Origin of the sequence: Nocardioides sp. NPDC059952, from assembly GCF_042730435.1 — a bacterium.
Taxonomy (GTDB): domain Bacteria; phylum Actinomycetota; class Actinomycetes; order Propionibacteriales; family Nocardioidaceae; genus Nocardioides.
Window position 1 is genome coordinate 1 of record NZ_JBHWLY010000070.1, and the last position, 23702, is coordinate 23702.

The 23702-nt window shown below is 69.9% G+C and carries 24 protein-coding genes; 15 read left to right on the plus strand and 9 right to left on the minus strand.

The annotated features are described in order from the left end of the window. Nucleotides 1-40: 40 nt before the first annotated feature. Both panB and ACFV9G_RS23985 read right to left on the minus strand, forming a co-directional pair. Entirely contained in the window at nucleotides 41-913 is an 873-nt protein-coding gene (gene panB / locus ACFV9G_RS23980) for a 3-methyl-2-oxobutanoate hydroxymethyltransferase (protein ID WP_378730668.1), read from the minus strand. 95 nt (nucleotides 914-1008) lie between these two features. Continuing rightward, a complete protein-coding gene (locus tag ACFV9G_RS23985; protein ID WP_378730670.1) occupies nucleotides 1009-1545 on the minus strand; it encodes a GNAT family N-acetyltransferase in 537 nt (178 codons plus the stop codon). Nucleotides 1546-1599: 54 nt separating this feature from the next. On the opposite strand from ACFV9G_RS23985, the gene ACFV9G_RS23990 reads away from it, so the two are divergent. The 11 genes from ACFV9G_RS23990 (at nucleotide 1600) to ACFV9G_RS24040 (ending at nucleotide 13854) form a co-directional block, all read left to right on the plus strand. Further along, nucleotides 1600-2070 carry a GNAT family N-acetyltransferase gene (locus tag ACFV9G_RS23990; RefSeq protein WP_378730672.1) on the plus strand — a complete coding sequence of 157 codons (471 nt, stop codon included), beginning with the start codon at nucleotides 1600-1602 and terminating at the stop codon, nucleotides 2068-2070. A 129-nt stretch (nucleotides 2071-2199) separates the two neighbouring features. Continuing rightward, a complete protein-coding gene (locus ACFV9G_RS23995) occupies nucleotides 2200-3267 on the plus strand; it encodes a DUF1080 domain-containing protein (RefSeq protein ID WP_378730674.1) in 1068 nt (355 codons plus the stop codon). A 62-nt stretch (nucleotides 3268-3329) separates the two neighbouring features. Next, nucleotides 3330-5354, plus strand: coding sequence for an NAD(+) synthase (locus tag ACFV9G_RS24000; protein ID WP_378730676.1), 2025 nt, complete (start codon nucleotides 3330-3332; stop codon nucleotides 5352-5354). Between the two features lie 43 nt (nucleotides 5355-5397). Continuing rightward, on the plus strand, nucleotides 5398-6228 hold the full coding sequence (locus tag ACFV9G_RS24005) for a MerR family transcriptional regulator (protein WP_378730678.1): 831 nt from the start codon (nucleotides 5398-5400) through the stop codon (nucleotides 6226-6228). Nucleotides 6229-6279: 51 nt separating this feature from the next. After that, nucleotides 6280-6897, plus strand: a complete 618-nt coding sequence (locus tag ACFV9G_RS24010; RefSeq protein WP_378730680.1) for a maleylpyruvate isomerase family mycothiol-dependent enzyme — start codon at nucleotides 6280-6282, stop codon at nucleotides 6895-6897. Between the two features lie 71 nt (nucleotides 6898-6968). Further along, on the plus strand, nucleotides 6969-7604 hold the full coding sequence (locus tag ACFV9G_RS24015; protein WP_378730682.1) for a SatD family protein: 636 nt from the start codon (nucleotides 6969-6971) through the stop codon (nucleotides 7602-7604). A gap of 13 nt (nucleotides 7605-7617) precedes the next feature. Then, nucleotides 7618-8364 carry a hypothetical protein gene (locus ACFV9G_RS24020; protein ID WP_378730684.1) on the plus strand — a complete coding sequence of 249 codons (747 nt, stop codon included), beginning with the start codon at nucleotides 7618-7620 and terminating at the stop codon, nucleotides 8362-8364. Between the two features lie 22 nt (nucleotides 8365-8386). After that, nucleotides 8387-8578: a hypothetical protein gene (locus ACFV9G_RS24025; RefSeq protein WP_378730686.1), complete on the plus strand. Its 192-nt coding sequence runs from the start codon at nucleotides 8387-8389 to the stop codon at nucleotides 8576-8578. Nucleotides 8579-8627: 49 nt separating this feature from the next. Then, entirely contained in the window at nucleotides 8628-9965 is a 1338-nt protein-coding gene (glnA, locus tag ACFV9G_RS24030) for a type I glutamate--ammonia ligase (protein ID WP_045550195.1), read from the plus strand. 110 nt (nucleotides 9966-10075) lie between these two features. Next, on the plus strand, nucleotides 10076-10855 hold the full coding sequence (locus ACFV9G_RS24035; protein WP_378730688.1) for a type 1 glutamine amidotransferase: 780 nt from the start codon (nucleotides 10076-10078) through the stop codon (nucleotides 10853-10855). A gap of 26 nt (nucleotides 10856-10881) precedes the next feature. Further along, a complete protein-coding gene (locus ACFV9G_RS24040; RefSeq protein ID WP_378730693.1) occupies nucleotides 10882-13854 on the plus strand; it encodes a bifunctional [glutamine synthetase] adenylyltransferase/[glutamine synthetase]-adenylyl-L-tyrosine phosphorylase in 2973 nt (990 codons plus the stop codon). Nucleotides 13855-13857: 3 nt separating this feature from the next. Here ACFV9G_RS24040 and ACFV9G_RS24045 read toward each other — a convergent pair whose 3' ends face one another. Further along, the gene (locus tag ACFV9G_RS24045; RefSeq protein WP_378730695.1) at nucleotides 13858-15093 is read right to left on the minus strand and encodes an MHYT domain-containing protein; all 1236 of its coding nucleotides are present in this window, start codon (nucleotides 15091-15093) and stop codon (nucleotides 13858-13860) included. A 190-nt stretch (nucleotides 15094-15283) separates the two neighbouring features. On the opposite strand from ACFV9G_RS24045, the gene ACFV9G_RS24050 reads away from it, so the two are divergent. Further along, nucleotides 15284-15982 (plus strand): spermidine synthase, encoded by a 699-nt coding sequence (locus tag ACFV9G_RS24050; RefSeq protein ID WP_378730697.1) that lies wholly within the window; start codon nucleotides 15284-15286, stop codon nucleotides 15980-15982. A gap of 10 nt (nucleotides 15983-15992) precedes the next feature. Then, a complete protein-coding gene (locus ACFV9G_RS24055) occupies nucleotides 15993-16475 on the plus strand; it encodes a YbaK/EbsC family protein (RefSeq protein WP_378730699.1) in 483 nt (160 codons plus the stop codon). An 88-nt stretch (nucleotides 16476-16563) separates the two neighbouring features. On the opposite strand, the gene ACFV9G_RS24060 is transcribed toward ACFV9G_RS24055, so the two are convergent. After that, nucleotides 16564-16767 carry a cold-shock protein gene (locus tag ACFV9G_RS24060; RefSeq protein ID WP_091053181.1) on the minus strand — a complete coding sequence of 68 codons (204 nt, stop codon included), beginning with the start codon at nucleotides 16765-16767 and terminating at the stop codon, nucleotides 16564-16566. Between the two features lie 278 nt (nucleotides 16768-17045). Here ACFV9G_RS24060 and ACFV9G_RS24065 point away from each other — a divergent pair, with 278 nt between their 5' ends. Both ACFV9G_RS24065 and ACFV9G_RS24070 read left to right on the plus strand, forming a co-directional pair. Next, entirely contained in the window at nucleotides 17046-18653 is a 1608-nt protein-coding gene (locus ACFV9G_RS24065) for a glycoside hydrolase family 13 protein (RefSeq protein ID WP_378730701.1), read from the plus strand. A 75-nt stretch (nucleotides 18654-18728) separates the two neighbouring features. Beyond that, complete coding sequence (locus ACFV9G_RS24070; RefSeq protein ID WP_378730703.1) at nucleotides 18729-19382, plus strand: GntR family transcriptional regulator; 654 nt, start codon at nucleotides 18729-18731, stop codon at nucleotides 19380-19382. On the opposite strand, the gene ACFV9G_RS24075 is transcribed toward ACFV9G_RS24070, so the two are convergent. Genes ACFV9G_RS24075 through ACFV9G_RS24095 form a run of 5 tightly spaced genes read right to left on the minus strand, consistent with a single transcriptional unit; the run spans nucleotide 19379 to nucleotide 23559 of the window. Further along, on the minus strand, nucleotides 19379-20146 hold the full coding sequence (locus tag ACFV9G_RS24075) for a DUF1932 domain-containing protein (protein WP_378730705.1): 768 nt from the start codon (nucleotides 20144-20146) through the stop codon (nucleotides 19379-19381). The two genes, ACFV9G_RS24070 and ACFV9G_RS24075, sit on opposite strands and share 4 nt — an antisense overlap. Beyond that, nucleotides 20143-20970 carry an ABC transporter ATP-binding protein gene (locus tag ACFV9G_RS24080; protein ID WP_378730707.1) on the minus strand — a complete coding sequence of 276 codons (828 nt, stop codon included), beginning with the start codon at nucleotides 20968-20970 and terminating at the stop codon, nucleotides 20143-20145. Before ACFV9G_RS24080 ends, ACFV9G_RS24075 begins: the two co-directional genes overlap by 4 nt. Before the next feature lie 17 nt (nucleotides 20971-20987). Next, complete coding sequence (locus ACFV9G_RS24085; RefSeq protein WP_378730710.1) at nucleotides 20988-21764, minus strand: ABC transporter permease; 777 nt, start codon at nucleotides 21762-21764, stop codon at nucleotides 20988-20990. Then, nucleotides 21761-22582, minus strand: a complete 822-nt coding sequence (locus ACFV9G_RS24090; RefSeq protein ID WP_378730712.1) for an ABC transporter permease — start codon at nucleotides 22580-22582, stop codon at nucleotides 21761-21763. Before ACFV9G_RS24090 ends, ACFV9G_RS24085 begins: the two co-directional genes overlap by 4 nt. Continuing rightward, nucleotides 22579-23559, minus strand: coding sequence for an ABC transporter substrate-binding protein (locus ACFV9G_RS24095; RefSeq protein WP_378730714.1), 981 nt, complete (start codon nucleotides 23557-23559; stop codon nucleotides 22579-22581). The genes ACFV9G_RS24090 and ACFV9G_RS24095 overlap by 4 nt, the downstream gene beginning before the upstream one ends. Between the last annotated feature and the right edge of the window lie 143 nt (nucleotides 23560-23702).

Consider the following 23702-nt stretch of genomic DNA (forward strand, 5'->3'; position numbering starts at 1 on the left):
GGCGTACGGCTCGGGTCGACCAGTTTTGTGACGCAGATCCTCAGAAGGTGTGCTCGGGTCCGGGGAAGGTCGAGCCCTTGACGTCGGAGATGTAGGCCTCGGCGCCCTCGGACAGGACCGACTTCACGTCGGCGTACTGCTTCACGAAGCGGGCCATCTTGCCGCCGCGCATGCCGAAGGCGTCCTGCCAGACGAGCACCTGGCCGTCGCAGTCGGGGCCGGCGCCGATCCCGATGGTGGGGATCTCCAGCTCCTTGGTGATCTGCGCGGCGACGTCGCCGGGGACCATCTCCATGACCACCGCGAACGCGCCGGCCTCCTGGACGGCCTTGGCGTCGTCGATGATCCGGTCGGAGTTGTCGCCGCGGCCCTGGACGCGGTAGCCGCCGAGCACGTGCTCGGACTGCGGGGTGAAGCCGATGTGGGCGATGACGGGGATGCCGCCCTCGGTCAGCTTCTTGATCACGGGCGCCATCTCGGCGCCACCCTCGAGCTTCACGCAGTGGGCGCCGGCCTCCTTCATGAACCGCACCGCGGTCAGGTAGCCCTGCTCGGGCGAGGCCTGGTAGGAGCCGAAGGGCAGGTCGCCGACGACCATCGCCCGCTTCACGCTGCGCGAGACCGCGCGGGTCAGCGGCAGCAGCTCGTCCACGGTCACCGGAAGCGACGTCTCGTTGCCCAGGACGTTGTTGGAGGCCGAGTCACCGACGAGCAGCAGGTCGACCCCGGCCTCGTCGAAGATCTGGGCGGAGTACATGTCGTAGGAGGTCAGCATCGTGATCTTGTCGCCACGCTGCTTCATCTCGCGAAGATGATGCGTGCGCACCTTGCGTACGGGCTTGGCCGGCGCGTTTCCGGCAGCACCGGTGCCGTACGGGGCGGTCTCCTCGGCAGAGGGGTTCGTGCTCATCATCGAGCCTTTCTGGTGTCATCTCGCAGCTCCCTGATGGAGTCCACGGACTACCTCCAGCGTAGGCCGAGAAGGTGACGTACGCGCTGTGGTGGTGATCACATCCGGTCGAACGGAGCGGCATAGCGGAACGGACCCCGAAGACCCGGTTCGTACGCCGTCAGCGGCCGTGCCTGGAAGTAGTCGCCCCACGCCGGGTCCGGAGAGTCGATCCCGAGCGAGGAGGCGGGGACGAAGCCGAAGCGGCCGTAGTAGGCGGGGGAGCCGAGGAGGACGACGACCGGCTCGCCCAAGGCGTCGGCGGCCCCGAGGACGGCGTGCATCAGCGCCGAGCCGACGCCGTCGCGCTGGCGGGCCGGGGAGACGCTGACCGGGCCGAGCCCGAGCGCGGGCCGACCGGCGAGCGCCCCGCGGGTGGCCACGACGTGGCCGACGATCTGGCCGTCGGCCTCGGCGACCAGCGAGAGCTCCGGGACCCAGCCCGGATCCTCGCGCAGCCACCCCACCAGCGTCGCCTCCCCGGGCGCCCCGTCGGGCTCGATCGGCGGCGCGGAATGCTCCGCACCGGAGAAGGCCGCGGTGGTGACCGCGCGGATGTCGGCAACGTCCTGGAGACGTTCACGTCGGATCAGCACATGTCCACGCTAAACGGAGCGACAGCCCCGGCGCTCCTGGTTATCGTCGCGTCCATGCGGGTGCGAGTGGCGACGACCGACGACCTCGACGCGGTGATCCACGTCGGCGTGACGACCTGGCGGGCGACGTACCCGCCGATCACCGGCGAGGCGTACGTCGAGGAGGGCATCGCCAAGTGGTGGACCCCGGACACGGTGCACCCCGGGATCAGGGCCGGCACCGTGCTCGTCGCCGAGGTCGAGGACCGGGTCGTCGCGATGGCCTCCTACTCGGTCTTCGAGGACCACCTGATGCTCTGGAAGCTGTACGTCCTGCCCGACTCCCAGGGTTCCGGCGCCGGCAGCGCGCTGCTGAGCGAGGTGATCGCCCGCGCCGGCGACCTGCCCGTGCGACTCACCCACCTCGTCGGCAACGACCGCGCCCACGCCGTCTACGAGCGGCTCGGCTTCGTGGAGTCCGCCACGGTTCCCAGCCCCATCGACGACGGTCCGGAGGAGATCGTGATGGAGCGCTCGGCAGGCTGACCCGAGGCGACTTTCGAAGATTGCCCGCGAAAGTCGTTCAGGAACGGTTGAAAGTCGACGGCCGTCGACACTAGCATCCGGCGTGACGCGCATCACATTCCATTCGGCGTCTCGACGTTCGGAGTCTCGATGTCTCACCTCCTTCCCTCACGCCGCACCAAGACCCGGCTCGCAGTCGGGTCGGCTGTCCTCGGGATCACCGCTCTCTGCATGAGCGGTCCGATCGGAGCCGCTTCCGCGTCTCCTGCCGGGACACCCTCGACGGCCGCGACCTGTCCGGCGCCCGATGCCCGCTCGAGCGTCGTCTTCCTCGATCTCGACAGTGGCGTCGCCAATAGCACCCTGCGCTCCGGCTGCACCATCAACGACGTCATCGACGACGAGCGGACATGGCCGACTCACGGGGCCTTCGTGACGCACGTCCGCGGCGTCACCGCCGATCTGGTCGCCGCCGGTGAGGTGACGCGGGCCGAAGCCAGCCGGCTGCGGTCCGCCGCGGCCCGCTCGCAGGTAGGGAAGGTCGAGGGTTACGACTGGCTCTTCGACGGCTCGACCGACTCCTTCGACGACTGGGCGTACGCCGGAGACGGTGGTTTCGACCTGGTCTCCGACGGCACCATCCGCAGCCGAGCCGGCGCGGGTGGCGGGTTCGGAACCCTGTGGTACCCGGACCGGGAGTACGGCGACTTCTCGTTCCGACTGCAGTTCCGCGACGACGCACCCGGTGCGGCCCGAGGAAACAGCGGCGTCCAGGTGCGCTTCCCCGAGCTGTGGGGCCCTGTCGAGGGGTGCCCCACCACGTTCAACGGCGGCGAGACCGGCAACCTCTCCTGGATCGCGGTCAACTGTGGCCACGAGATCCAGGTCAACGACTCGCCGGAGAGCGGCGGCAACGACCCCCGCAAGACGGGGTCGATCTACGGCTTCGCCGACCTCACCCTGGCCGAGGCGCGACCGACCCCGAAGGGCACCTGGAACGACCTCGAGATCCGCGTCGTCGGGCAGCAGTACACCGTGATCCGCAACGGTGTCGTGATCAACGAGTTCGAGAACCTGCCCGGGCTGCCGTTCCCCGGTCGTCCGAACGACCCCGATTCCAGCAGCCGGGGGCTGACCGGTCACGTCGGCGTCCAGGCGCACGGCAGCACCCCGGACGTGGTGTCCTACCGGAACATCCGCATCCGCGACCTGTCCTGAGGTCGTACGGTCGGCGACGGGCATCGGGTGGCCGGACGGGCCATCGCGCCTAGACTCCGGGTGTGGACTTCTACTCCGCCTACTCCCATGGCTTCGCACGGGTCGCGGCGTGCACCATCCCGATCTCCGTCGCCGACCCTGCCGCCAACGCGCGCGAGGTGATCGCGCAGGCCCGCGAGTGCAGCGACGAGGGAGTGGCGGTCGCGGTCTTCCCCGAGCTGTGCCTCTCGGGCTACTCGATCGACGACCTCGTCCTGCAGCGGACCCTCCTCGACGCCGTGCACGCTGCGATCAGCGCGATCGTGGTGGCCTCCGAGGAGCTGCTCTCGGTGATCGTCGTCGGCGCCCCGCTGCGCCACGGCGACCGGGTGCTCAACACGGCGGTCGTGATCCACGGCGGCGAGGTGCTCGGCGTGGTGCCCAAGACCTACCTGCCGACCTACCGCGAGTTCTACGAGAAGCGGTGGTACGGCACGGGCGCGGGCGCCGACGGCACCATCATGCTCGGCGGCGAGGAGGTTCCGCTCAGCAACGAGCTGCTCTTCCGCTGCACCGACGTCAAGGATCTCGTCTTCCACGTCGAGGTCTGCGAGGACATGTGGGTCCCGGTGCCGCCGAGCGCCAAGGCCGCGCTGGCCGGCGCGACCGTGCTGCTCAACCTCTCCGCCAGCCCGATCACCGTGGGCCGCTCCGAGGCGCGCCGTCTCCTGGTGCAGTCCGCGTCCGCCCGGTGCCTGGCGGCCTATGTCTACACCGCCGCCGGCCAGGGCGAGTCGACCACCGACCTGTCCTGGGACGGGCAGACGATGGCGTACGAGCTCGGCGAGCTGCTGGGGGAGACCGAGCGGTTCCCGGACGGGCCGCGGCGCACCGTGGTCGACGTCGACCTGGAGCGGATCCGCGCCGAGCGGATCCGGCAGGGAACCTTCGACGACAACCGGCGGGCCGAGGGGGGCTTCCACGCCGAGATCGAGTTCGAGCTGGCGCCGCCGCTGACCGGCGACGGGCTGCGGCGCAAGGTCGACCGGTTCCCGTTCGTCCCCGACGACCCCGACAAGCTCGCGCTGGAGTGCTACGAGGCCTACAACATCCAGGTCTCGGGGCTCGAGAAGCGGCTCCAGTCGATCGGCCCGGACACGAAGATCGTCATCGGCGTCTCCGGCGGGCTCGACTCCACCCATGCGCTCATCGTCGCCGCCAAGGCCCTCGACCGCCTGGGTCGGCCACACAGCGACATCCTGGCGTTCACGATGCCCGGCTTCGCGACCTCCGACGACACCAGGTCCAACGCGATCCAGCTGATGGAGGCGCTCGGCACGACCTACGAGACGCTCGACATCCGGCCCACCGCCACCCAGATGCTCAAGGAGATCGGCCACCCGGCCGGCGACGGCGAGCCGGTCTACGACGTCACCTTCGAGAACGTCCAGGCGGGGCTGCGTACGGACTTCCTCTTCCGCATCGCCAACCAGCGCGGCGGCATCGTCCTCGGCACCGGCGACCTCTCCGAGCTCGCGCTCGGCTGGGCCACCTACGGCGTCGGCGACCAGATGTCGCACTACAACGTGAACGCGGGCGTGCCGAAGACCCTGATCCAGCACCTGATCCGCTGGGTGATCACCACCGAGCAGTTCGACGGCACCGCCGACGAGGTCCTCCAGGAGATCCTCGACCAGGAGATCTCGCCCGAGCTCGTGCCGGGGGAGGAGCTGCAGTCGACGGAGCAGAAGATCGGCCCGTACGCACTGCAGGACTTCACCCTCTTCCACACCGTCCGCAACGGCTTCTCGCCCTCGAAGATCGCCTTCCTGGCCTGGAACGCCTGGCACGACGTCGATGCCGGCGACTGGCCCCCGGGGTTCCCCGAGGAGAAGCGGACGGCGTACGAGATGAAGGAGATCCGCGCCTGGCTCGAGGTGTTCGTGAAGCGCTTCTTCGCCAACCAGTTCAAGCGCTCGGCGCTGCCCAACGGGCCGAAGGTCCACAACGGCGGCACCATGTCGCCGCGCGGTGACTGGCGGATGCCCTCGGACGCCTCCCCGGCCGCCTGGCTCGCCGAGATCGAGGCCCGGGTTCCTGCGGAGTAGTTGACCCTCACACAGTGTCAGGCGATGGGCTGATGGCGTCATGTTGAGTATCGGAGCCCTCCTGAATAGGCACAGCGCCCGCTTCGCCGGGGTGTCGGTGCGCATGCTGAGGCACTACGACAGCCTTGGTCTGCTCTCGCCGTCCCGCGTCGACCTGCACAGCGGCTACCGGTTCTACGAGCCGGCGCTGCTGGCCCGGGCCGACGCGCTGGTGGCGTTCCGGTCGCTGGGGTTCTCGCTCGAGGAGGTCGCCGACCTGCTCGACGAGGGCCGTACGCCGGCCGAGCTGGCCACGCTGCTGCACCGGCGCCGCGACGAGCTGCGCTCGCAGATCGAGGCCGACGGCCGGCGCCTCGGCGAGGTGGAGCGACGCGATGTCCTGAGCTTGTCGAAGGGTCTTCGACTTCTGGAAGGAGATGCCATGTCCACCCTCACCTACACCGAGAAGCCGCTCGCGGCCCTCACCCTCACCCAGCTCACCGACCATGTCGACGAGGGCGCCGACGTCGGCCAGCGCGTCGGCCCGCTCTTCGGGCGGGTCTACGACACGTTCGAGGCCGCCGGGATCGAACCGTCCGGCCCCGCGATCGGCTGGTACGACGCCGTCGGCGACGGGATGACCTTCGGCGCCGGAGCCGACCTCGGCGGCAAGGCCGTCGACGGTCTCGAGGTCGGGACCCTGAGGGCGTACGACCGCGCGGTCACCGCGATCTACCGCGGCCCGATGACGGGGATCGGCGAAGCCTGGCAGGAGCTGTCCCGCCACGTCAGCGACGCCGGTCTCGAGTTCGCCGGCCCGTGCCGGGAGATCTACCTGGAGATGCCGGAGGACCAGGAAGGCTGGGTCACCGAGCTCCAGCAGCCGGTGAGGTAGCGGTCGTTTATGCCGGGGCGAGGCCCGCGCAGTCGCGGTAGCGTCCGGACCATGTCATCGAAGAGCGTGGTCTGGTCGGTCGTGCACGACGAACGACAGGCGCTGATCCGGGACCTCGAGACCCTCGCTCCGGCAGGGTGGGCGACGCCCTCGCTGTGCGCCGGCTGGACGGTCCACGACGTGCTGGCCCACATGATCGACGTCGCGACGACGACCCGGCTGGGGTTCGTACGCCGGATGATCGCCGCCGGCGGTGACTTCGACCGCGACAACCAGACCGGTGTCGACCGGGAGCGCGCCGAGGACCCGGCCGAGACACTGGCGAGGTTCCGCGGGGTTGCCGGACGCACGGCGACACCGCCGGCTCCGCTCGCGACCCGTCTGGTCGAGGAGTTCGCCCACGGTGAGGACATCCGGCGCCCGCTGGGACTGCGCCGCGACTACCCGGTCGAGCACGTCGTCACGGCGCTCGGCTACCTGGCCAAGACCTCGCAGAAGTGGGGCGGCGGCAAGGAGCGGGCCCAGCGCGTACGCCTTGTGGTCACCGACGCCGACATGGTGATCGGGACCGGCCCGGAGGTCCGTGGCACCGCGATCGGGCTGGTGCTCATGCTCTCCGGCCGCCAGGTCGGGGCAGGCGAGCTCACCGGGCCAGGTGCGGAAATGTGAAGCTGAAGGCTTCATCTCAGACTAATGAATCAAATACCTTCATTGTGTAGAGGTGAAGGTATCATCTTCATATGGCATCCGTAGCGACCGTGATCGGTGACCTCGTGGGCTCGCGCACCAAGTCCGACCGCGCCAAGGTCCACGAGGCGTTCGCCGACGCCGTCGAGGGGGTCAACCGGGAGTGGCAGCCGGTCACGCCGCTGCGGATCACGGTCGGCGATGAGTACCAGGGAGCCTTCGAGACCGTCGGCGCCGCGATCCAGGCGACGTTCCGGCTGCGGATCGAGCTCGACCCCGTGGTCGGCGTACGCCACGGCATCAGCTGGGGTGCCACCCGGGTGCTCAGTGACGACCCCCGGGTCGAGGACGGGCCGGGGTGGTGGTCCGCACGTGCCGCGATCGAGACGGCGGAGAACGCCGAGAACAAGGCGGCCTCGCGCAGCGTACGGACCTGGTATCAGCCGGCCGACGAAGCGGGCGGGCCGGACCCGGCCGCGATCAACGCCGCTCTGGTCGCGCGCGACGAGCTCTTTTCTCGCCTGGATCGATCGTCGGTGTCGGTGCTTTCTGGCATGCTCTCCGCCATGTCTCAGAAGGCCATCGCCGCCGAGCTCGACATCACCCCCTCCGCGGTCTCCCAGCGCGTCCGCCGCGACGGCATCGCCGTGATCGTGCGGGCCGACGAGCTGCTGGGAGAGATTCGATGAGCGAGGCGGCGGCATGAGCTGGATAGCACTGCTCCTGATCGGGATCGGGACGGTCGACTTCGCCCACTCGATCCTCGACCCGCTCAAGCGGATCCGCTGGGTCCCCGAGGCGATCGGGGCGGTCGCGGTGATCGCCTTCGGCCTGCTCTCGGCTCTCTTCGGAGGTGACCTGGCGGCCGTGATCGTGATCGCCGGGATCACGGTGCTGTGGGGCTTCCTGGCCCACCCGCCCCAGGGCTCGGACGAGAACCCCCGGCCGGGGATCCCGCTGGCCCTGCTCGGCGGGACGATCTTCGTCGGGATCCTGCTGGCCCCGGTGGCCGGCGAGGTCGGCGGACCGGTCGCCGCGTGGGCGGAGCAGGCGCCCTGGGTCTGGGTCGAGTCGGCGCGTCCCGAGGCCGTGCTGCTCGTGTTCGGCGGCCTGCTGGTCCAGGTCTCGACCGGCAACGTCGTGGTGCAGCTCGTCCTCGACGTCGCCAAGGTGGCCAACCCGCTCGACGGTGTCGACGGCAACAATCTCAAGGGTGGCCGGCTCCTGGGCCCGCTCGAGCGGCTGACGATCTTCGGGCTCGGTCTCACCGGCAACCTCGCCGCCGCCGGCCTGGTGGTCGCGGCCAAGGGCTTGATCCGCTGGCCGGAGCTGCAGTCGTTCCGCGGGCAGGAGGGGCCGAGCATCAACGACGTGACCGAATACTTCCTGGTCGGCAGCTTCGTCTCCTGGATGACCTCGCTGGTGACCCTTGCCCTGGTCATCACCTAGCCCGAGACTAGATTGCGGTGTCATGACTGTGGGTAAGGCTCTTGGACTCCTGGTGGCCGCGGTGCTTCTCCTGGCCGGAGGAGCGCTGGCGCTGACCGGCATGGGCTATCTCGGCGGGGCCGGCACGAGCACCGCCTGGTCGGTCCTCGGGGCAGCGCTCGCAGGGTTCGGGGTGGCGCTGGTGATCTCGATCTTCAGGGGTCCCGGACGCTGACGCTGGCGCGGTGGTCCCGACCGTGACGTCGGACCGTTAGTGTTCACGCATGGGCAAGCAACAGGACTTCGTGCTCCGGGCACTCGAAGAGCGGGACGTACGTTTTGTGCGGCTGTGGTTCACCGACGTGCTCGGTTATCTGAAGTCGGTCGCGGTGGCTCCGGCCGAGCTCGAGAGCGCCTTTGCGGAGGGCATCGGTTTCGACGGCAGCGCGATCGAGGGGTTCGCGCGGGTCACTGAGGCCGACATGCTGGCCCTGCCGGACCCGAGCACGTTCCAGATCCTGCCGTGGCGCACCGACGGCCCGTCCACGGGCCGGATGTTCTGCGACATCGTGATGCCCGACGGTTCGCCGTCCTACGCCGACCCGCGCTACGTGCTCAAGCGCACCCTGTCCAACGCCGCGGAGAAGGGCTTCACCTTCTACACGCACCCCGAGATCGAGTTCTACCTCTTCAAGGACAACCCGAGGGACGGCAGTGAGCCGACCCCGGTCGACTCCAGCGGCTACTTCGACCACACCGCCCAGTCGATGGGCGCCGACTTCCGGCGTGAGGCGATCACGATGCTGGAGGCCATGGGCATCAGCGTCGAGTACAGCCACCACGAGGGCGGTCCCGGTCAGAACGAGATCGACCTGCGCTACGCCGACGCGCTGAGCACCGCCGACAACATCATGACCTTCCGCACCGTGATCCGCGAGGTGGCGCTGAGCCAGGGCATCTGGGCCAGCTTCATGCCCAAGCCGTTCACCGAGCACCCGGGCTCGGGCATGCACACCCACCTGAGCCTGTTCGAGGGCGACGCCAACGCGTTCTACGAGCCGGGCGCCGAATACCAGCTCTCCAAGACCGGGCGCAGCTTCATCGGCGGCGTACTTCGTCACGCCGGCGAGATCACCGCGGTGACCAACCAGTGGGTCAACTCCTACAAGCGCCTGATCGGCGGGGGAGAGGCGCCGGCCCACGTCGCCTGGGGCCACAACAACCGCTCCGCGCTGGTCCGGGTGCCGATGTACAAGCCGCTCAAGGGCCAGTCGACCCGCATCGAGGTCAGGTCTCTCGACGCCGCCTGCAACCCCTACCTGGCCTTCGCCGTGATCCTGGCGGCGGGCATGAAGGGCATCGAGGAGGGCTACGAGCTGCCGCGCGAGGCCGAGGACGACGTGTGGGCGCTGACCGAGCGCGAGCGCAAGAGCCTCGGCATCGACCCGCTGCCGGAGAACCTCGACGAGGCGATCGGGATGGCCGAGGACTCCGAGCTCCTCGCCGAGACCCTCGGCGAGCACGTCTTCGACTTCTTCCTGCGCAACAAGCGGGCCGAATGGGCCGCCTACCGCGAGCAGGTGACCGCCTACGAGCGCTCCCGGATGCTGCCGGTCATCTGACCTCCGATAACTGGTTGTCAGGGAAACTCAAGGCCGATTCCACACTTCCGATCCGGTGCTGCCACACTGGATCGAACGGGAGAGTGGTGATGTCGTTGAGTCTTCCCCGAGTGCTTGTGATCCAGCACGAGGAGACAGTTCCGCCGGCGTTGTTCGGTCATTGGTTGGCTGAGGCGGGCATGTGCGTCGACGTCTGTCGGGCGTACGCCGAGCCGATCCCGCCGCTCTCGTCGCTGAACGCCTCCTACTCGGGGCTGCTCGTCATGGGTGGCTCGATGGACGCCGACTCCGACGACGAGCACCCCTGGCTCCAGGTCACCCGCGAGCGGATCGCGCAGGCGGCCGAGGCCGGTATCCCGACGCTCGGGATCTGCTTGGGCCACCAGCTGGCCGCGATGGCCCTGGGCGGCACCGTGGAGCGCAGCCCGTTCGGGCTGACCGTGGGCGTGGGCCAGGTCACCTGGGAGCCCGAGGTGCTCTTCGACCCGCTGATGCGCCTGCTGGCGGGCGACGACCGCGCCATGCACTGGCACCGCGACGTCGTCGGCCGGCTGCCCGAGGGCAGCGTCGAGCTGGCCAGGTCGATCGACGGGCAGGTCCAGGCGGCGCGGTTCGCCCCGACCGTGTGGGGCGTGCAGTTCCACCCCGAGGTCGACGCAGCCGCGGTCGCGGTCTGGGCCGAGGAGTCCGTCGAGGAGCTCGAGCAGATCGGACGCAGCGTCGAGGACGTGGTCGCGACTGCCACCTTCGCCGAGAAGGAGCTGATCAAGACCTGGCAGCCGCTGGCCTTCGGGTTCGCTCGCCTGGTGCGTGAACGCAGCGCCGCCGTCGCCCCGGGCGGCACCCGCGGAGGGGGGGTCATCCCGACCCCGAGGCCCTGGAGCGCCTGAAACCGGCCAGTGACACAATCGGGGCCATGACGTTGCCAGGCAAGGGCGAGCTGCTCCGGCTCGGCTTCAACGACCCGGACACGGCCCTGGCGGATCTGGCAGGTCTCGGCGCCGGCGCCCAGGAGCTGCTGGCGATCCTGGGCCAGGCGGCCGACCCCGACGCGGCGCTGGCCGGTCTGGTCATGCTCGCCGAGTCCCAGGGCGCCGGCTTCGTCGAGGAGCTCGCCGGCGACGAGGGCACCGCGATGCGGCTGGTCTCGGTGCTCGGCGCCTCGCCCGCGCTGAGCGACCACCTGGCCCGGCATCCCGGTCACTGGCGTGAGCTGGCCGATCCGACCCTCGGCACGACCAGGCCCGCTGCGTACGTCTTCAGGGCGTCGCTGTTCGAGGCCGTCGGTGCGAAGCCGGGCGACGAGAGCCCGGTGGCCACGGTCCCGGACGCGGAGGCGGTCGACGCGCTCCGGGTGGAGTACCGCCGCTGGCTGCTCCGGCTGGCTGCCCGCGACCTGGCCCACCAGCTCCCGGTGGACGACGTCGCCGCCGAGCTCTCCGACCTGGCCTGCGCGACCCTCGACGCCGGCCTGACGGTCGCCCGCGCGCGGGTGGGCGCCGAGGCCGACAAGGTCCGGCTGGCCGTCGTCGCGATGGGCAAGTGCGGCGGCCACGAGCTCAACTACGTCTCCGACGTCGACGTGATCTTCGTCCACGAGGCCGCCGACGGGGTCGGCGACGACGTCTCGCTGCGGGTCGCCACCCAGCTCGCCAGCAACCTGATCCAGGTCTGTTCGGCCCACACCGGCGAGGGCACGATCTGGCCGGTCGACGCCGCGCTGCGTCCCGAGGGCAAGGCGGGCGCGCTCTCGCGCACGATCGCCGGCCACGTCGGCTACTACGAGCGCTGGGCGAGCACCTGGGAGTTCCAGGCGCTGCTCAAGGCCAGGCCGGCCGCTGGCGACCTGGCTCTGGGCCAGGCCTATGTCGACGCCGTCAACCCGTTCGTGTGGAAGGCCGCCGAGCGCGACGGCTTCGTCTCCGACACCCAGAAGATGCGGCGCCGGGTCATCGCCCACATCCCGTCCCGGGAGGCCGACCGCGAGCTCAAGCTCGGCGCCGGCGGGCTGCGCGACGTGGAGTTCGCGGTGCAGCTGCTGCAGCTGGTCCACGGCCGCACCGACACCGGGATCCGCCAGCCCACCACGCTCTCCGCGCTGGCGGCGCTGACCCGATCCGGCTACGTCGGGCGCGAGGACGGCGAGGCCATGCACGAGGCCTACGCGTTCCTGCGGCGGATGGAGCACCGGCTCCAGCTCTACCGGCTCCGGCGCACCCACGTCGTCCCCGACGACGAGGACTCGCTGCGCTGGCTGGCGCGCTCGCTCGGCTACCTGCGCGACCCGGTGGTGCGACTGGAGAAGGAGTGGGGCCACCAGCGGATCGAGGTACGCCGCCTCCACGAGAAGCTCTTCTACCGACCGCTCCTCGACGCGGTCGCCCGGATCCCGTCCGGCCAGGCCCACCTCTCCGCGAAGGCTGCCGAGGAGCGGCTGACCGCGCTGGGCTACGCCGACCCCAAGGCCGCGCTGCGCCACCTGGAGGCGCTCACCACGGGCGTCTCCCGGCGCGCGGCGCTGCAGCGGGCGCTGCTGCCGGTGATGCTGCAGTGGCTCTCCGAGGGCTCCGATCCCGACGCCGGGCTCTTCGGGTTCCGCCGGATCTCCGACGCCCTCGGCGCCACGCCCTGGTATCTGCGCTCCCTGCGCGACGAGGGTCTGGTCGCGCAACACTTCGCCACGATCCTGTCCACCTCGCGCTACACCACCGCGCTGCTCGAGCGGGAGCCCGAGGCGCTGCGCCTCCTGGGCCACGATCTGGCGCCCCTCTCCGCCGAGGCGCTCACCGACGAGATGGTCGCCCGCGCCGCCCGTCGGCGCACCACCACCTCCGCCGAGGAGGCCGTACGCCACATCCGGGCGATCCGCCGTCGCGAGCTGTTCCGGATCTCGGCCGCCGAGCTCCTCGGTGAGGCCGACATCGACACCATCGGGGCGGCGCTCTCCCGGCTGACCGACGCCACCTTGGAGGCCTCGCTGCGCACCGTCGTGGCCGAGGAGGTCGCGCGCCGCGGGCTCGAGGAGGCGCCGACGCGGATCGCGATCATCGCGATGGGCCGCTACGGCGGGTTCGAGCTCTCCTACGCCTCCGATGCCGACGTGCTCTTCGTCCATCAGCCCGTCGAGGGTGCCGATCCGGGAGAGGCGACCCAGTTCGCGCTCAAGGTCATCGCCGACCTGCGCCGGCTGCTCGCTCTGCCGGGCGCCGACCCGCCTCTGGAGATCGACGCCGACCTGCGCCCCGAAGGGCGCCAGGGCGCGCTGGTGCGGACACTGCCGGCGTACGCCTCCTACTACGCCAAGTGGTCGGGCATCTGGGAGTCGCAGGCGCTGCTGCGTGCCGACGCCGTCGTCGGCGACCAGCAGGTGCGCGATGCGTTCACCGAGATGATCGACCCGCTGCGCTACCCCGAGGGTGGGCTGAGCGAGGACGACGTGGTCGAGGTGCGCCGCATCAAGGGCCGTGTCGACCACGAGCGGCTACCACGCGGCGCCGACCCGAACACCCATCTCAAGCTCGGCCGCGGCGGGCTCGCCGACATCGAGTGGACCGTCCAGCTCCTGCAGATGCGGCATGCGTACGCCGTCCCGGGGCTGCGCACGCCACGCACCGTCGAGGCGCTGCAGGCCGCCCGCGACGCCTCGTTGATCGAAGCCCACGACGCCGAGACGCTCATCGAGGCGTGGCGGATGGTCAGCCGGGTCCGCAACGCGGTCACGCTCGCGCGTGGCCGTCCGGCGGACTCGCTGCCCGCCGGGCCGGTCGAGCAGCACGCCGTCGCGGCCATCCTCGGCTATCCGGCGGGCGCGACCGACGAGCTGGTCAACGACTACCTGCGGATGACCCGCCTCGCCCACGGTGTGGTCGAGCGCGTCTTCTGGGAGTGAGCGCTACAGGTTGTTGTCGTTGCGCGGCGGCAGCCAACCCGGCGTGCGCTGCGGCCTGGGCGGCTGCGGCTGGGCCGGCGGCTCGTTGCCGGTCTCGTCGGCGGGCTGCCCACCCTGGGGCCTGAAGAAGTCCGGCTGCTGCTCCGAGCCGCTGTTGGAGGCCTGCTGGGCGTAGGGCCGGGGTGTCCAGCGACCGTTCTGCGGCCGCAGCTGGGTCGGACGTTGCGGGCGCTGGGCGAACGCGTTGCCGATGCCTTCGCCCGCCGGCTGACCGTTGGGCTGCCCCGCCTGCGGGCTGCCCGAGGCTGCGGGCTGCCGCGTCGGGAGCGGCTGCAGTGGCTGGTGCTGCGGCTGCTGCAGCTGCGACAGGGCCGGCTGCTGGCCCGTGATCGGCTGCGGGCCGGTGTTGTACTGCTGCGCCATCGCCGGCCGCTGCGGCATCATCGCGTGGGCGCCGGAGTCGGAGGTCGTCCGCGTGACCGGCGTCCACGGGTCCTCGAGGTCGTCGTTGATGCCGGCGAACATGGTGGCGAACCCGATCACGATGAGCATGCCGGCCGAGATCGCGAAGATCGGCATGGCGAGATAGACCGGGTCCGCGCCGCTGACGTGCCCGAGCTTGTCGTCGGGAGAGCTGTGGATCTCGAGAGCGAGCATGCCGGTGTAGTGCATGACGCACACGCCGATGCCCATGATGACCGCGGCGCCCACGCGCATCAGCAGCGTGGTGACGTTGAAGGCGAAGAAGAGCGCGAGCGCCGAGGCGACCAGCGCGATCACGATCGAGAGGATGACGACCGGCGGCTTCCAGACCATCTGGGCGCTCATGTCCATCGCGTACATGCCGGTGTAGTGCATCGCACCCACGCCGGCACCGGTGACCAGGCCACCGACGATGTAGCCCGCGTTGCCGCGCATGGCGGTCGCGATGAGCATGCCGACCATCGCCGCGATGATCGCGACGGCGAGCGAGATGAGGGTGGTGCCGACATCGAGGGCGTACGCCACGTGGCTGTCGAAGGCGAGCATGCCGATGAAGTGCATGGACCAGATCGCGCCGCCGCCGATCGAGGCGGCCGCGCCGAAGAGCCAGAGCCAGGCGCCGGTGCCTGAGCCGCGCCGGCGAGCACGGGCCGCGCAGGTCAGACCGACCCACGAGCCGAGTACGGAGATGATGAACGACATCGCGACCAGGGGTTGACTGAACGCCCCGATCGTGACTTCCTCGATGCTTGTCACGCTGCTTTGACTTCCTCTCGTTCCTCGCCGGACGGGGTGTGGGGGATCGGCGAGGTAGATCTGGAAACATGCGTGGATGCCCCTAGGGGTATCCGGATGCATCCATAGCGGGCAATGGTGCCGTTGTCGCGCAGGTCACAGTAGAGGAACAGGTCCCCTATTTCCACGTGGGGGGTAGGGTATCTCCGCTATGGCCGACGATGTATATGTGCTCGAGCTCGACGAGATGCAGCAGTCGGCTGTCGATCTGGGGGATCCGACCCGCCTCGTGTTCGACTACATGAGGCGTATCGGCGATGTTATCGACCGACTGCCTCCAGGGCCAGTGCGAGTTCTGCACATCGGCGGTGCCGCGATGACGCTGGCGCGCTACGTCCATGCGACCCGGCCGCGCTCCTCGCAGATCGTGCTGGAGCCGTCGGTCGAGGTCATCGAGCGCGTACGCAGCGAGGCGCCGCTCCCGCCGCGCAGCGGCATCAAGGTGCGCCCCGTCGACGGGAAGAGCGGCATCGGAGGCGTGCGCGACGGCTTCGCCGATCTAGTGATCCTCGACGCCTTCGACGGCGGTCGCACCCCGGCCGAGCTCACCTCTGCGGCCTTCGTGGAGGACGTACGCCGCGTGCTCGCGCCCTCCGGTGTCTTCGTCGCCAACCTCGTGGACCGGGCGCCGTTCCCCCAGGCGCGTGACTTCGTCGCGGCGGCCAGAGACCTCGGCGACATGGTCGTCGGTGTCGAGCCGGCGACCATGAAGGGCCGCCGCTCCGGCAACCTGGTCATCGTCTGTGGCGCGGTGCCGGAAGCGCCGTTCGGGTCGCCCTCGCCGATGGAGTACCGCATCTTCACCGACCGCGCCGTCGCCGACTCCTTCGGCGGCGGGACGCGCCGCTAGGCTGAGGTTCATGTCGATCGAGCTGGCCCGCACGCACCTTGACCGATTCGGACGCGGTGGAGACATCATCGAGTCGGTCGAGTCGAAGGCGACCGTCGAGCTCGCCGCGGCCGCCCTCGGTGTCTCGCCGGCGGAGATCGCCAAGACCATCAGCCTCTACACCGAGGACCGGACCGCCGCGATCCTGATCGTCGCCGCCGGCGACGCCAAGATCGCCAATGCGAAGTTCAAGGCCCACTTCGGCACCAAGGCGCGGATGCTCGTGGCCGAGGACGTGGAGCCGATGACCGGCCACGCGATCGGTGGCGTCTGCCCGTTCGGCAACCCGGCGTCGGCCGAGGTCTGGCTCGATGCCTCGCTGAAGCGCTTCGACATGGTCTACCCGGCCGCGGGCAGCGCCAACACGACCATCGCGCTCACCCTCGGTGACCTGGAGACCATCAGCGAGGCCCGGGGCTGGGCCGACGTCACGAAGCTTCCCGAGACCGCCTGACCGATCTGGTCTCCCCAAAAGGGGGACAGCCCCGCCCTGCCGAAGCAGGAGCGGGGCTGTCTTGCTGAGTTGTCAGCTAGGTCTTCGGTCAGACCGGGCGGACGTTCTCGGCCTGCGGGCCCTTCGGGCCCTGGGTGACGTCGAACTCGACGCGCTGGTTCTCGTCCAACGTCTTGTAGCCGTTGGTCTGGATCGCGGAGAAGTGCACGAAGACGTCGTCGCCACCGTTGTCCTGGGCGATGAAGCCGAAGCCCTTGTCGCCGTTGAACCACTTCACGGTTCCCTGAGTCATGAATCTAATCCTTGTGTACACAGGGCGACTCCGTGCCGCCCTTTGGGCGTTGAATCCACGAGTCCTGATTTCTGCTTCTGCGGAAGACCAAGTGCTGCACGAACGGTCACCGAGAGCAACCGCGAAGCGCGTGGGGACGCCTCCTTCAACGCAGCCAAGCCTACATGCCCAGGCGCCTCTGCGGGTATTGGTGTTTCTTGCGCGCGCCGCAGGCTTGATCTGGGCACCGTCGCGGGAGAGCCTGGCGTGCAGAAACCGACGATTGATGGGGACATTACGTGGACCAGCCATGGTGGCGCGAAGCCGTCGCATACCAGATCTACCCGCGCTCGTTCGCGGACTCGAACGGTGACGGGATCGGCGACCTGCCGGGGATCACCGACCACCTCGACTATCTCGCCGCGCTGGGTGTCGACGCGATCTGGATCTGCCCGTTCTACACCTCGCCGCAGAACGACCACGGCTACGACGTCGCCGACTACTGCGACGTCGACCCGATCTTCGGCACGCTCGCCGATGCCGACCAGCTGATCGCGCGGGCTCACGAGCTCGCCCTGAAGGTGATCGTCGACCTGGTCCCCAACCACACGTCCTCGGCGCACCCGTGGTTCGTCGAGGCGCTCTCGGAGGGACCCGGGTCCGCGGCGCGGGACCGCTACATCTTCCGTGACGGCCGCGGCGAGTCGGGGGAGAAGCCGCCGACCAACTGGCGCTCGGTCTTCGGTGGTCCGGCGTGGACGCGGGTCGAGGGTGGGCAGTGGTACCTCCACCTGTTCGACGACGACCAGCCCGACCTCAACTGGCACAACCCCGAGGTGGTGGAGGAGTTCACCAAGATCCTCACCTTCTGGCTCGACCGGGGCGTGGACGGCTTCCGGGTCGACATCGCCCACGGCCTCTTCAAGGATCTGCGCGACCAGGTCGTCCCCGAGGGCCTTGCGCTGACCTCCGACGCCGCGGTGATGTACGAACGCGGTGTCACCGACGCGCCGATGTGGGACAACCCGGGCGTCCACGAGATCTACCGCGCCTGGCGCAAGCTGATCGACTCCTTCGACGGTGACCGGATGATGGTCGCCGAGGCCTGGACCCCTGGGCCGGCGGAGCTGCGCCGCTACGTACGTGCCGACGAGTTCAACCAGGCGTTCAACTTCTCCTGGCTGCAGGCGCCCTGGTCGGCCGAGGCGTTCACCGAGGTCATCGGGTCGACGCTGAAGGCGCTCGGTCCTTCGCGGGCGGCGCCCACCTGGGTCCTGTCCAACCACGATGTCGTACGCCACCGCTCGCGTTACGGCGACGGACTGCAGGCGCTTCACCGGGCTCGCGCGGCGACGCTGACGATGCTGGCGCTCCCGGGGTCTTCGTACCTCTACCAGGGGGAGGAGCTGGGCCTGCCGCAGGTGTATCTGCCGCCCGAGTACCAGGAGGATCCGTGGTCGGAGACCGGTGAGGGCGGTCGCGACGGGTGCCGGGTGCCGCTGCCGTGGAGCGGGTTCGAGCCGCCCTTCGGGTTCAGCGACGTACCCGACGAGAAGCTGCCGACGCAGCCGTGGCTGCCGCAGCCGGCTGAGTGGGTGGACCTCACCGTGGCTGCTCAGAACGGTGTCAGGGACTCCACGCTGGAGTTCTACCGGGCGGCATTGACCGCGCGATGGACGTTCGCGCTCGGCGCCGATGAGGACGTGGAGATCCTGGACGCGCCCGAGGGCATCGTCTCGTTCCGCCGCCGGAGAGGCAGCGGGAGCGACCTGATCGTCGTCCTCAACTGCGGCATGGAGCCGGCGCCGCTTCCCGAGGGCGAGATCGTGATGTACAGCGGTGACCCGGTCGTGGGCGACCTGCCCACCGACGCGGCGGTCTGGATCATCGCTCCAGCGGTCGACTGACCCCGGGCGGCGTGATCGTCTCACAAGATTGTCAACAATTTTGGTACGCTCCTTGGACCCGACCAAGGAGGACATGTGACGGTCTCGCCGACCCAGGTAACCCAGCGCGACGTGGCGGAGGCGATCCGCCGCGACATTCTCGACGGTGAGCTCGTTGCCGGGCAGCGCCTGGTCGAGGCCGACCTCTCCGAGTCGCTCGGTGCCAGCCGCGGTGCCGTACGCGGCGCCCTGATCGACCTCACCCACGAGGGCCTGGTCGAGCGGATCGCCAACCGCGGCGCCCGGGTGCGGGTGGTCAGCGTCGAGGAAGCCGTCGAGATCATCGAGGTCCGCGCCGCCGTCGAGGCACTGTGCGCGGCCAAGGCTGCCGAGAAGATCACCGACGAGGAGATCGCCGAACTGCGTCAGCTCGGCGAGGAGATGTCGGCCGCGGTCGCCTCCGGCGACGTGGGCACCTACTCCAAGCTCAACACCCGGCTCGACGAGCGCTTCGTGGCCATCTCCGGCCAGCAGGTGGCGGCCGAGACGCTCGCGCGGCTCCAGGGCCGGAGCGTACGTCACCAGTACCGGCTCGCCTATCGACCCGGTCGCTCCCAGGTCTCGCTGCCGCAGCACCTCGCGATCATCGAGGCGCTCGCCCGGCGTGACCCTGCTGCCGCGGACACGGCCGTGCGAGAGCACCTCGCCAGCGTCCGCGAAGCCGTCCTCGAGGTGGCCTCCTCCCGCTAGGCGCCATCCACCTCGACGATCTGCTCGAGCCAGTCCTGGCTGGCACGGGCGACCCGCGGGGGAACACCCAGGTCATCGAGCATCTCGGCGGCTGCCGCCATCTCGTGGGAGCGGCGTACGGCGTGACGGTGGCTGCCCTCGACGAGCCGGTCGAGGGTCGCGGCAGAGGCGCGGTCGAGCTCGCGCATGATCTCGGCGCGGGTCTCCTCCTCGAGGCCGGCTGCGCGGGCAGCGGCCAGGCTCTCCAGGACCGCGGCGGCGAGGCCCTTGTAGAACACCGAGCGGAGCAGCTTGCGGGTCGCCGCGTCGCCGACCTCACCGTCGACGACCTCGACGCTCGCGCCGACGGTGCCCAGCAGCCGCGCCCCCTCGGTGGCACCCGGTCCGGCGGCGACCATCGGCACCCGGATGCCCAGGCCCGGCACGGTCGACATCAGCGAGACGTCGGCGAAGAGGCAGCGGCCGTCCAGGACCGAGAGGACCTCGCGCTTGCGGGCAGGGGAGGAGGTGTTGACGTCGGCCCAGACTGTGCTCGCCGACAGCCCGGCCAGCGCGTTGCGGGCGGCGTCGACCGAGTCGGCGGCCGAGTTCACGCTGATCACCAGGTCGGCGCCGTCGGCCGCCGCTGCCTCCGAGGCGCAGGCGACCGTGCCCGGGGGAGCGCCGACCGCCGGGTCGTACGCCCGTACGGTGGCTCCCGCCGTCAGCAGGTCGGCGACGAACGCCGAACCTGCCTCGCCGAGCCCGAGAACCGCGACGATCATGCCGGCCGTTCTCCCCTCTTGGCCTTCTGGATCAGCTCGTAGACGTGTGCGCGCAGCTCCGCGAAGCGCGGCGCGGAGCGAGTGGTCAGCTGGTCGCGTTCGTCGGGGAGGTCGATGGCCACGTCCTCCAGGATCACCGTCGGCCGGTTGGAGAGCACGAGCACGCGCTCGCCGAGGTAGACCGCCTCGTCGATGTCGTGGGTGACGAACAGGACGGTCACGCCGAGCCGCTTCCACAGCTCGCGGACGAGGTCCTCCAGGTCGGCCCGGGTCTGGGCGTCGACGGCGGCGAACGGCTCGTCCATCAGCAGGACCGAGGGCTCGTAGGCGATCGCGCGGGCGATCGCGACCCGCTGCTGCATGCCGCCGGAGAGCTGCCAGGGGTGCGAGCTCGCGGAGTCGGCGAGGCCCACGGCGCTCAGCGCCTCGTCGACCAGCTCGGTCCGTCGGGCGCGCGGGATCTTCTTCTCCTTGAGCGGCAGCTCGACGTTCTGCCGGACGGTGAGCCAGGGGAACAGTGATCGGCCGTACTCCTGGAAGACGACCGCCATCCCGGCCGGCGGCTCGGTGACCGGGGTGCCGTCGAGCTCGACGACCCCGGAGGTGGCATCCAGCAGACCGCTGATGCAGCGCAGCAGCGTGGTCTTGCCGGCGCCGGAGGGGCCGACGATGCAGACCAGCTCGCCCTTGGCGATCGAGAAGTCGAGCTGCGCGATGGCTTCGAGCGAGGTGCCGCCGGTGGTGTAGGTCTTCTTCAGGCCGCGTACGTCCAGAGCGGTGGGCCGGGGCTCGATGTCGAGGTCCTCGACGGGCAGTGCAGACACGATGACTCCTAGGAGGATCAGGCGCCGCGGTCGGCCTGGCGCAGGCCGCGGTACCAGGCGAGCGAGTAGTGCTCGACGAGACGGAAGAGGACCGAGAGCAGGAAGCCGAGCACCCCGAGGAGGATGATCCCGGTCCACATCTGCGGGACGGCGAAGCTGCGCTGGAACTGCACGATCGAGGCCCCGAGGCCGCGGTTGGCGCCGAAGAGCTCGCTGATCACCATCAGGATGACGCCGATCGACAGCGCCTGGCGCGCACCCGCGGCGATCTGCGGCGAGGCACCGCGCAGCACCACCTGCCGCAACCGGGTCCAAGCGCTGAACCGGTAGCAGCGGGCGGTGTCGAGCATGACCTCGTCCAGGCCGCGTACGCCCTCGACGGTGTTGAGCAGGATCGGCCACAGACAGCCGAGCGCGATCGTGACGATCTTCGAGGTGTCGCCGGTGTAGCCGAGGAACAGCGCGATCACCGGCACCAGCACCGGCGGCGGCACCGCCCGGAAGAACTCCAGCGTCGGCTCGCAGAACGCCCGGACCGGACGGTAGAGGCCGATCACGACCCCGAGGAGTACGCCGCCGGCCAGCGCCACGGCATAGCCGGCCGCGAGCCGCGCCAGGCTGGGCAGGACGTCTCCGGTCCACCGGTCCGCGGTCCAGGTCTCCCCGAAGACGGAGACGATCTTGGACAGCGGCGGCCAGAAGACGCTCGTGGAGCCCGCCGAGGCGAACCACCACACCGCCACCAGGACGACCGGGAGGGCGAGGGCGTAGACGATGGTCCGAAGGAGTCTCATCGGGCCTCCTTGCGGATCGAGACGTGCCAGCGCAGGGTGCGCCGTTCCAGGGCCCGGGCGACCAGGTTGACGATGACGCCGATGATCCCGACGACGATGACCAGGGCGTAGGTCTTCTCGACCGCGCCGGAGGACTGGGCCACGCCGATCGACTTGCCGAGGCCGGGGACGCCGATGATCAGCTCGGCGGTGATCTCGAGGATCAGCGCGACCGATGCGGCGAGCCGGAATCCTGTCATGACATAGGGGAGCGCGGTGGGCCACACGACCGTACGGACGGTGGTCAGCCGCGAGAAGCGGTAGGAGCGGGCGGTGTCGCGCACGACCGGGTCCACGTCGGCGACCCCGTAGAGCACCTGCACGAGGATCTGCCAGAACGAGGCGTACACGACCAGGATCAGCGCCGAGGTCGGTCGGCTGCCGTAGAGGAGCACGACGAGGGGGATCAGGGCGACCGAGGGGATCGGGCGCAGGAACTCGATCGTGGAGGCGGTCAGGTCGCGCAGGAAGCCGACCGAGCCGATCACCACGCCGAGCACGATGCCGGCGGCCATCGCGATCGCCAGGCCGATGGCCCAGCCACGCAGGGTGGCGCCGAGGTCGGCCCAGAAGGTGGCCTCGCCGAGCTGGTCGACGAGCTCGGCGAACATCGCGCTCGCCGGGGGCAGGTAGCTGTCGTTGACGATGCCGAGACGCGGCAGCGCCTCGGCCAGTGCGACCACGACGAGCAGGCCGAGCACACCGAGGGCGGCGTCCCGGCCGCGACCGGCGACCCGCTTCGGGCGGATGCCGGCCACAGGCAGGGTGGTCACCGTCATGGAAGCAGGGCGTCCACGTCCGGGTCCTTGGCGAACAGACCGTCGGTCTCGGAGAGATCTGCCAGCTTCTGGATCGACTCGGCGTCGATCTCGGAGGTCCACTGCGGCATGTTGAGCTCGGCGAGCACCGTCTCGTCGATGTCGGTGTAGGTCGGGAGGATCTTCTTGACCTCGTCCGGGTGCTGCTGGGCGTAGTCGAGCGACTCATTCATCGCGGCGGTGAAGGCCTCGACGGTGTCGGCGTCGGACTCGGCATAGCCCGTCGAGGTGAAGTACTCCGCGACCGCGAGGCCCGGATCGGCGGCGACGAAGTTGGAGCCGAGGTCGGTCATCCCGGCCTGGGTGCCGATGGTGAGGAACGGCTCGACGACCTGACCCGCGTCGACATCGCCCTTCTCGATGGCCGGGCCGATCTCGGGGAACGCCAGCTCGACGTACTCGATCTTGGTCGGGTCGCCGCCGTCCTGACGGACGAGCTCGTTGGTGGTGGTCGTGTTGATGTTCTTGAGCGTGTTGACCGCGACCTTCTTGCCCTCCAGGTCCTTGGGGGAGGTGATGTCGCTGCCGGCCTTGACCAGGACGCCGGCCATGTCGGCGGCCGGGTCCTCGGTGGCGTTGACGCCGGCGGTGACGACCTTGACCGGGACGTCCTGGGTCTGGGCCAGGAGCAGGGAGGTCGTGTTGGAGAAGCCGAACTGGTACTGACCGCTGGCCACCGCGGGGATGATCGCGGCGCCGCCCTGGGCGAGCTCGAGGTTGACGTCGAGGCCCTCCTCCTTGAAGAAGCCCTTCTCCACCCCCAGATAGATGGGGGCGACATCGACGATCGGGATCACGCCGACGGTGATCTCGGTGGCGCCGTCGGCGCCCTCGTCGGCGGACTCGTCACCACCACAGGCGCTGAGCGCGAGCGGCAGGGCGAGCACGAGTGCGGTTGCCAGACCGCGGCGCGCGGTGCGGGCAAGGGAGCGGTTCATGGGGGACTCCTCGTGGGCTGGGCGCCCGCTCGATCGCGGGCAGGTCGCCAGTGTGATGCACACCACGAGATATTGTAAACAATCTTGGCGGCAATTTTACCGGCTGGTTGTGGGGTTGGCGGCCGCCGGGGCGGCCGCGGCAC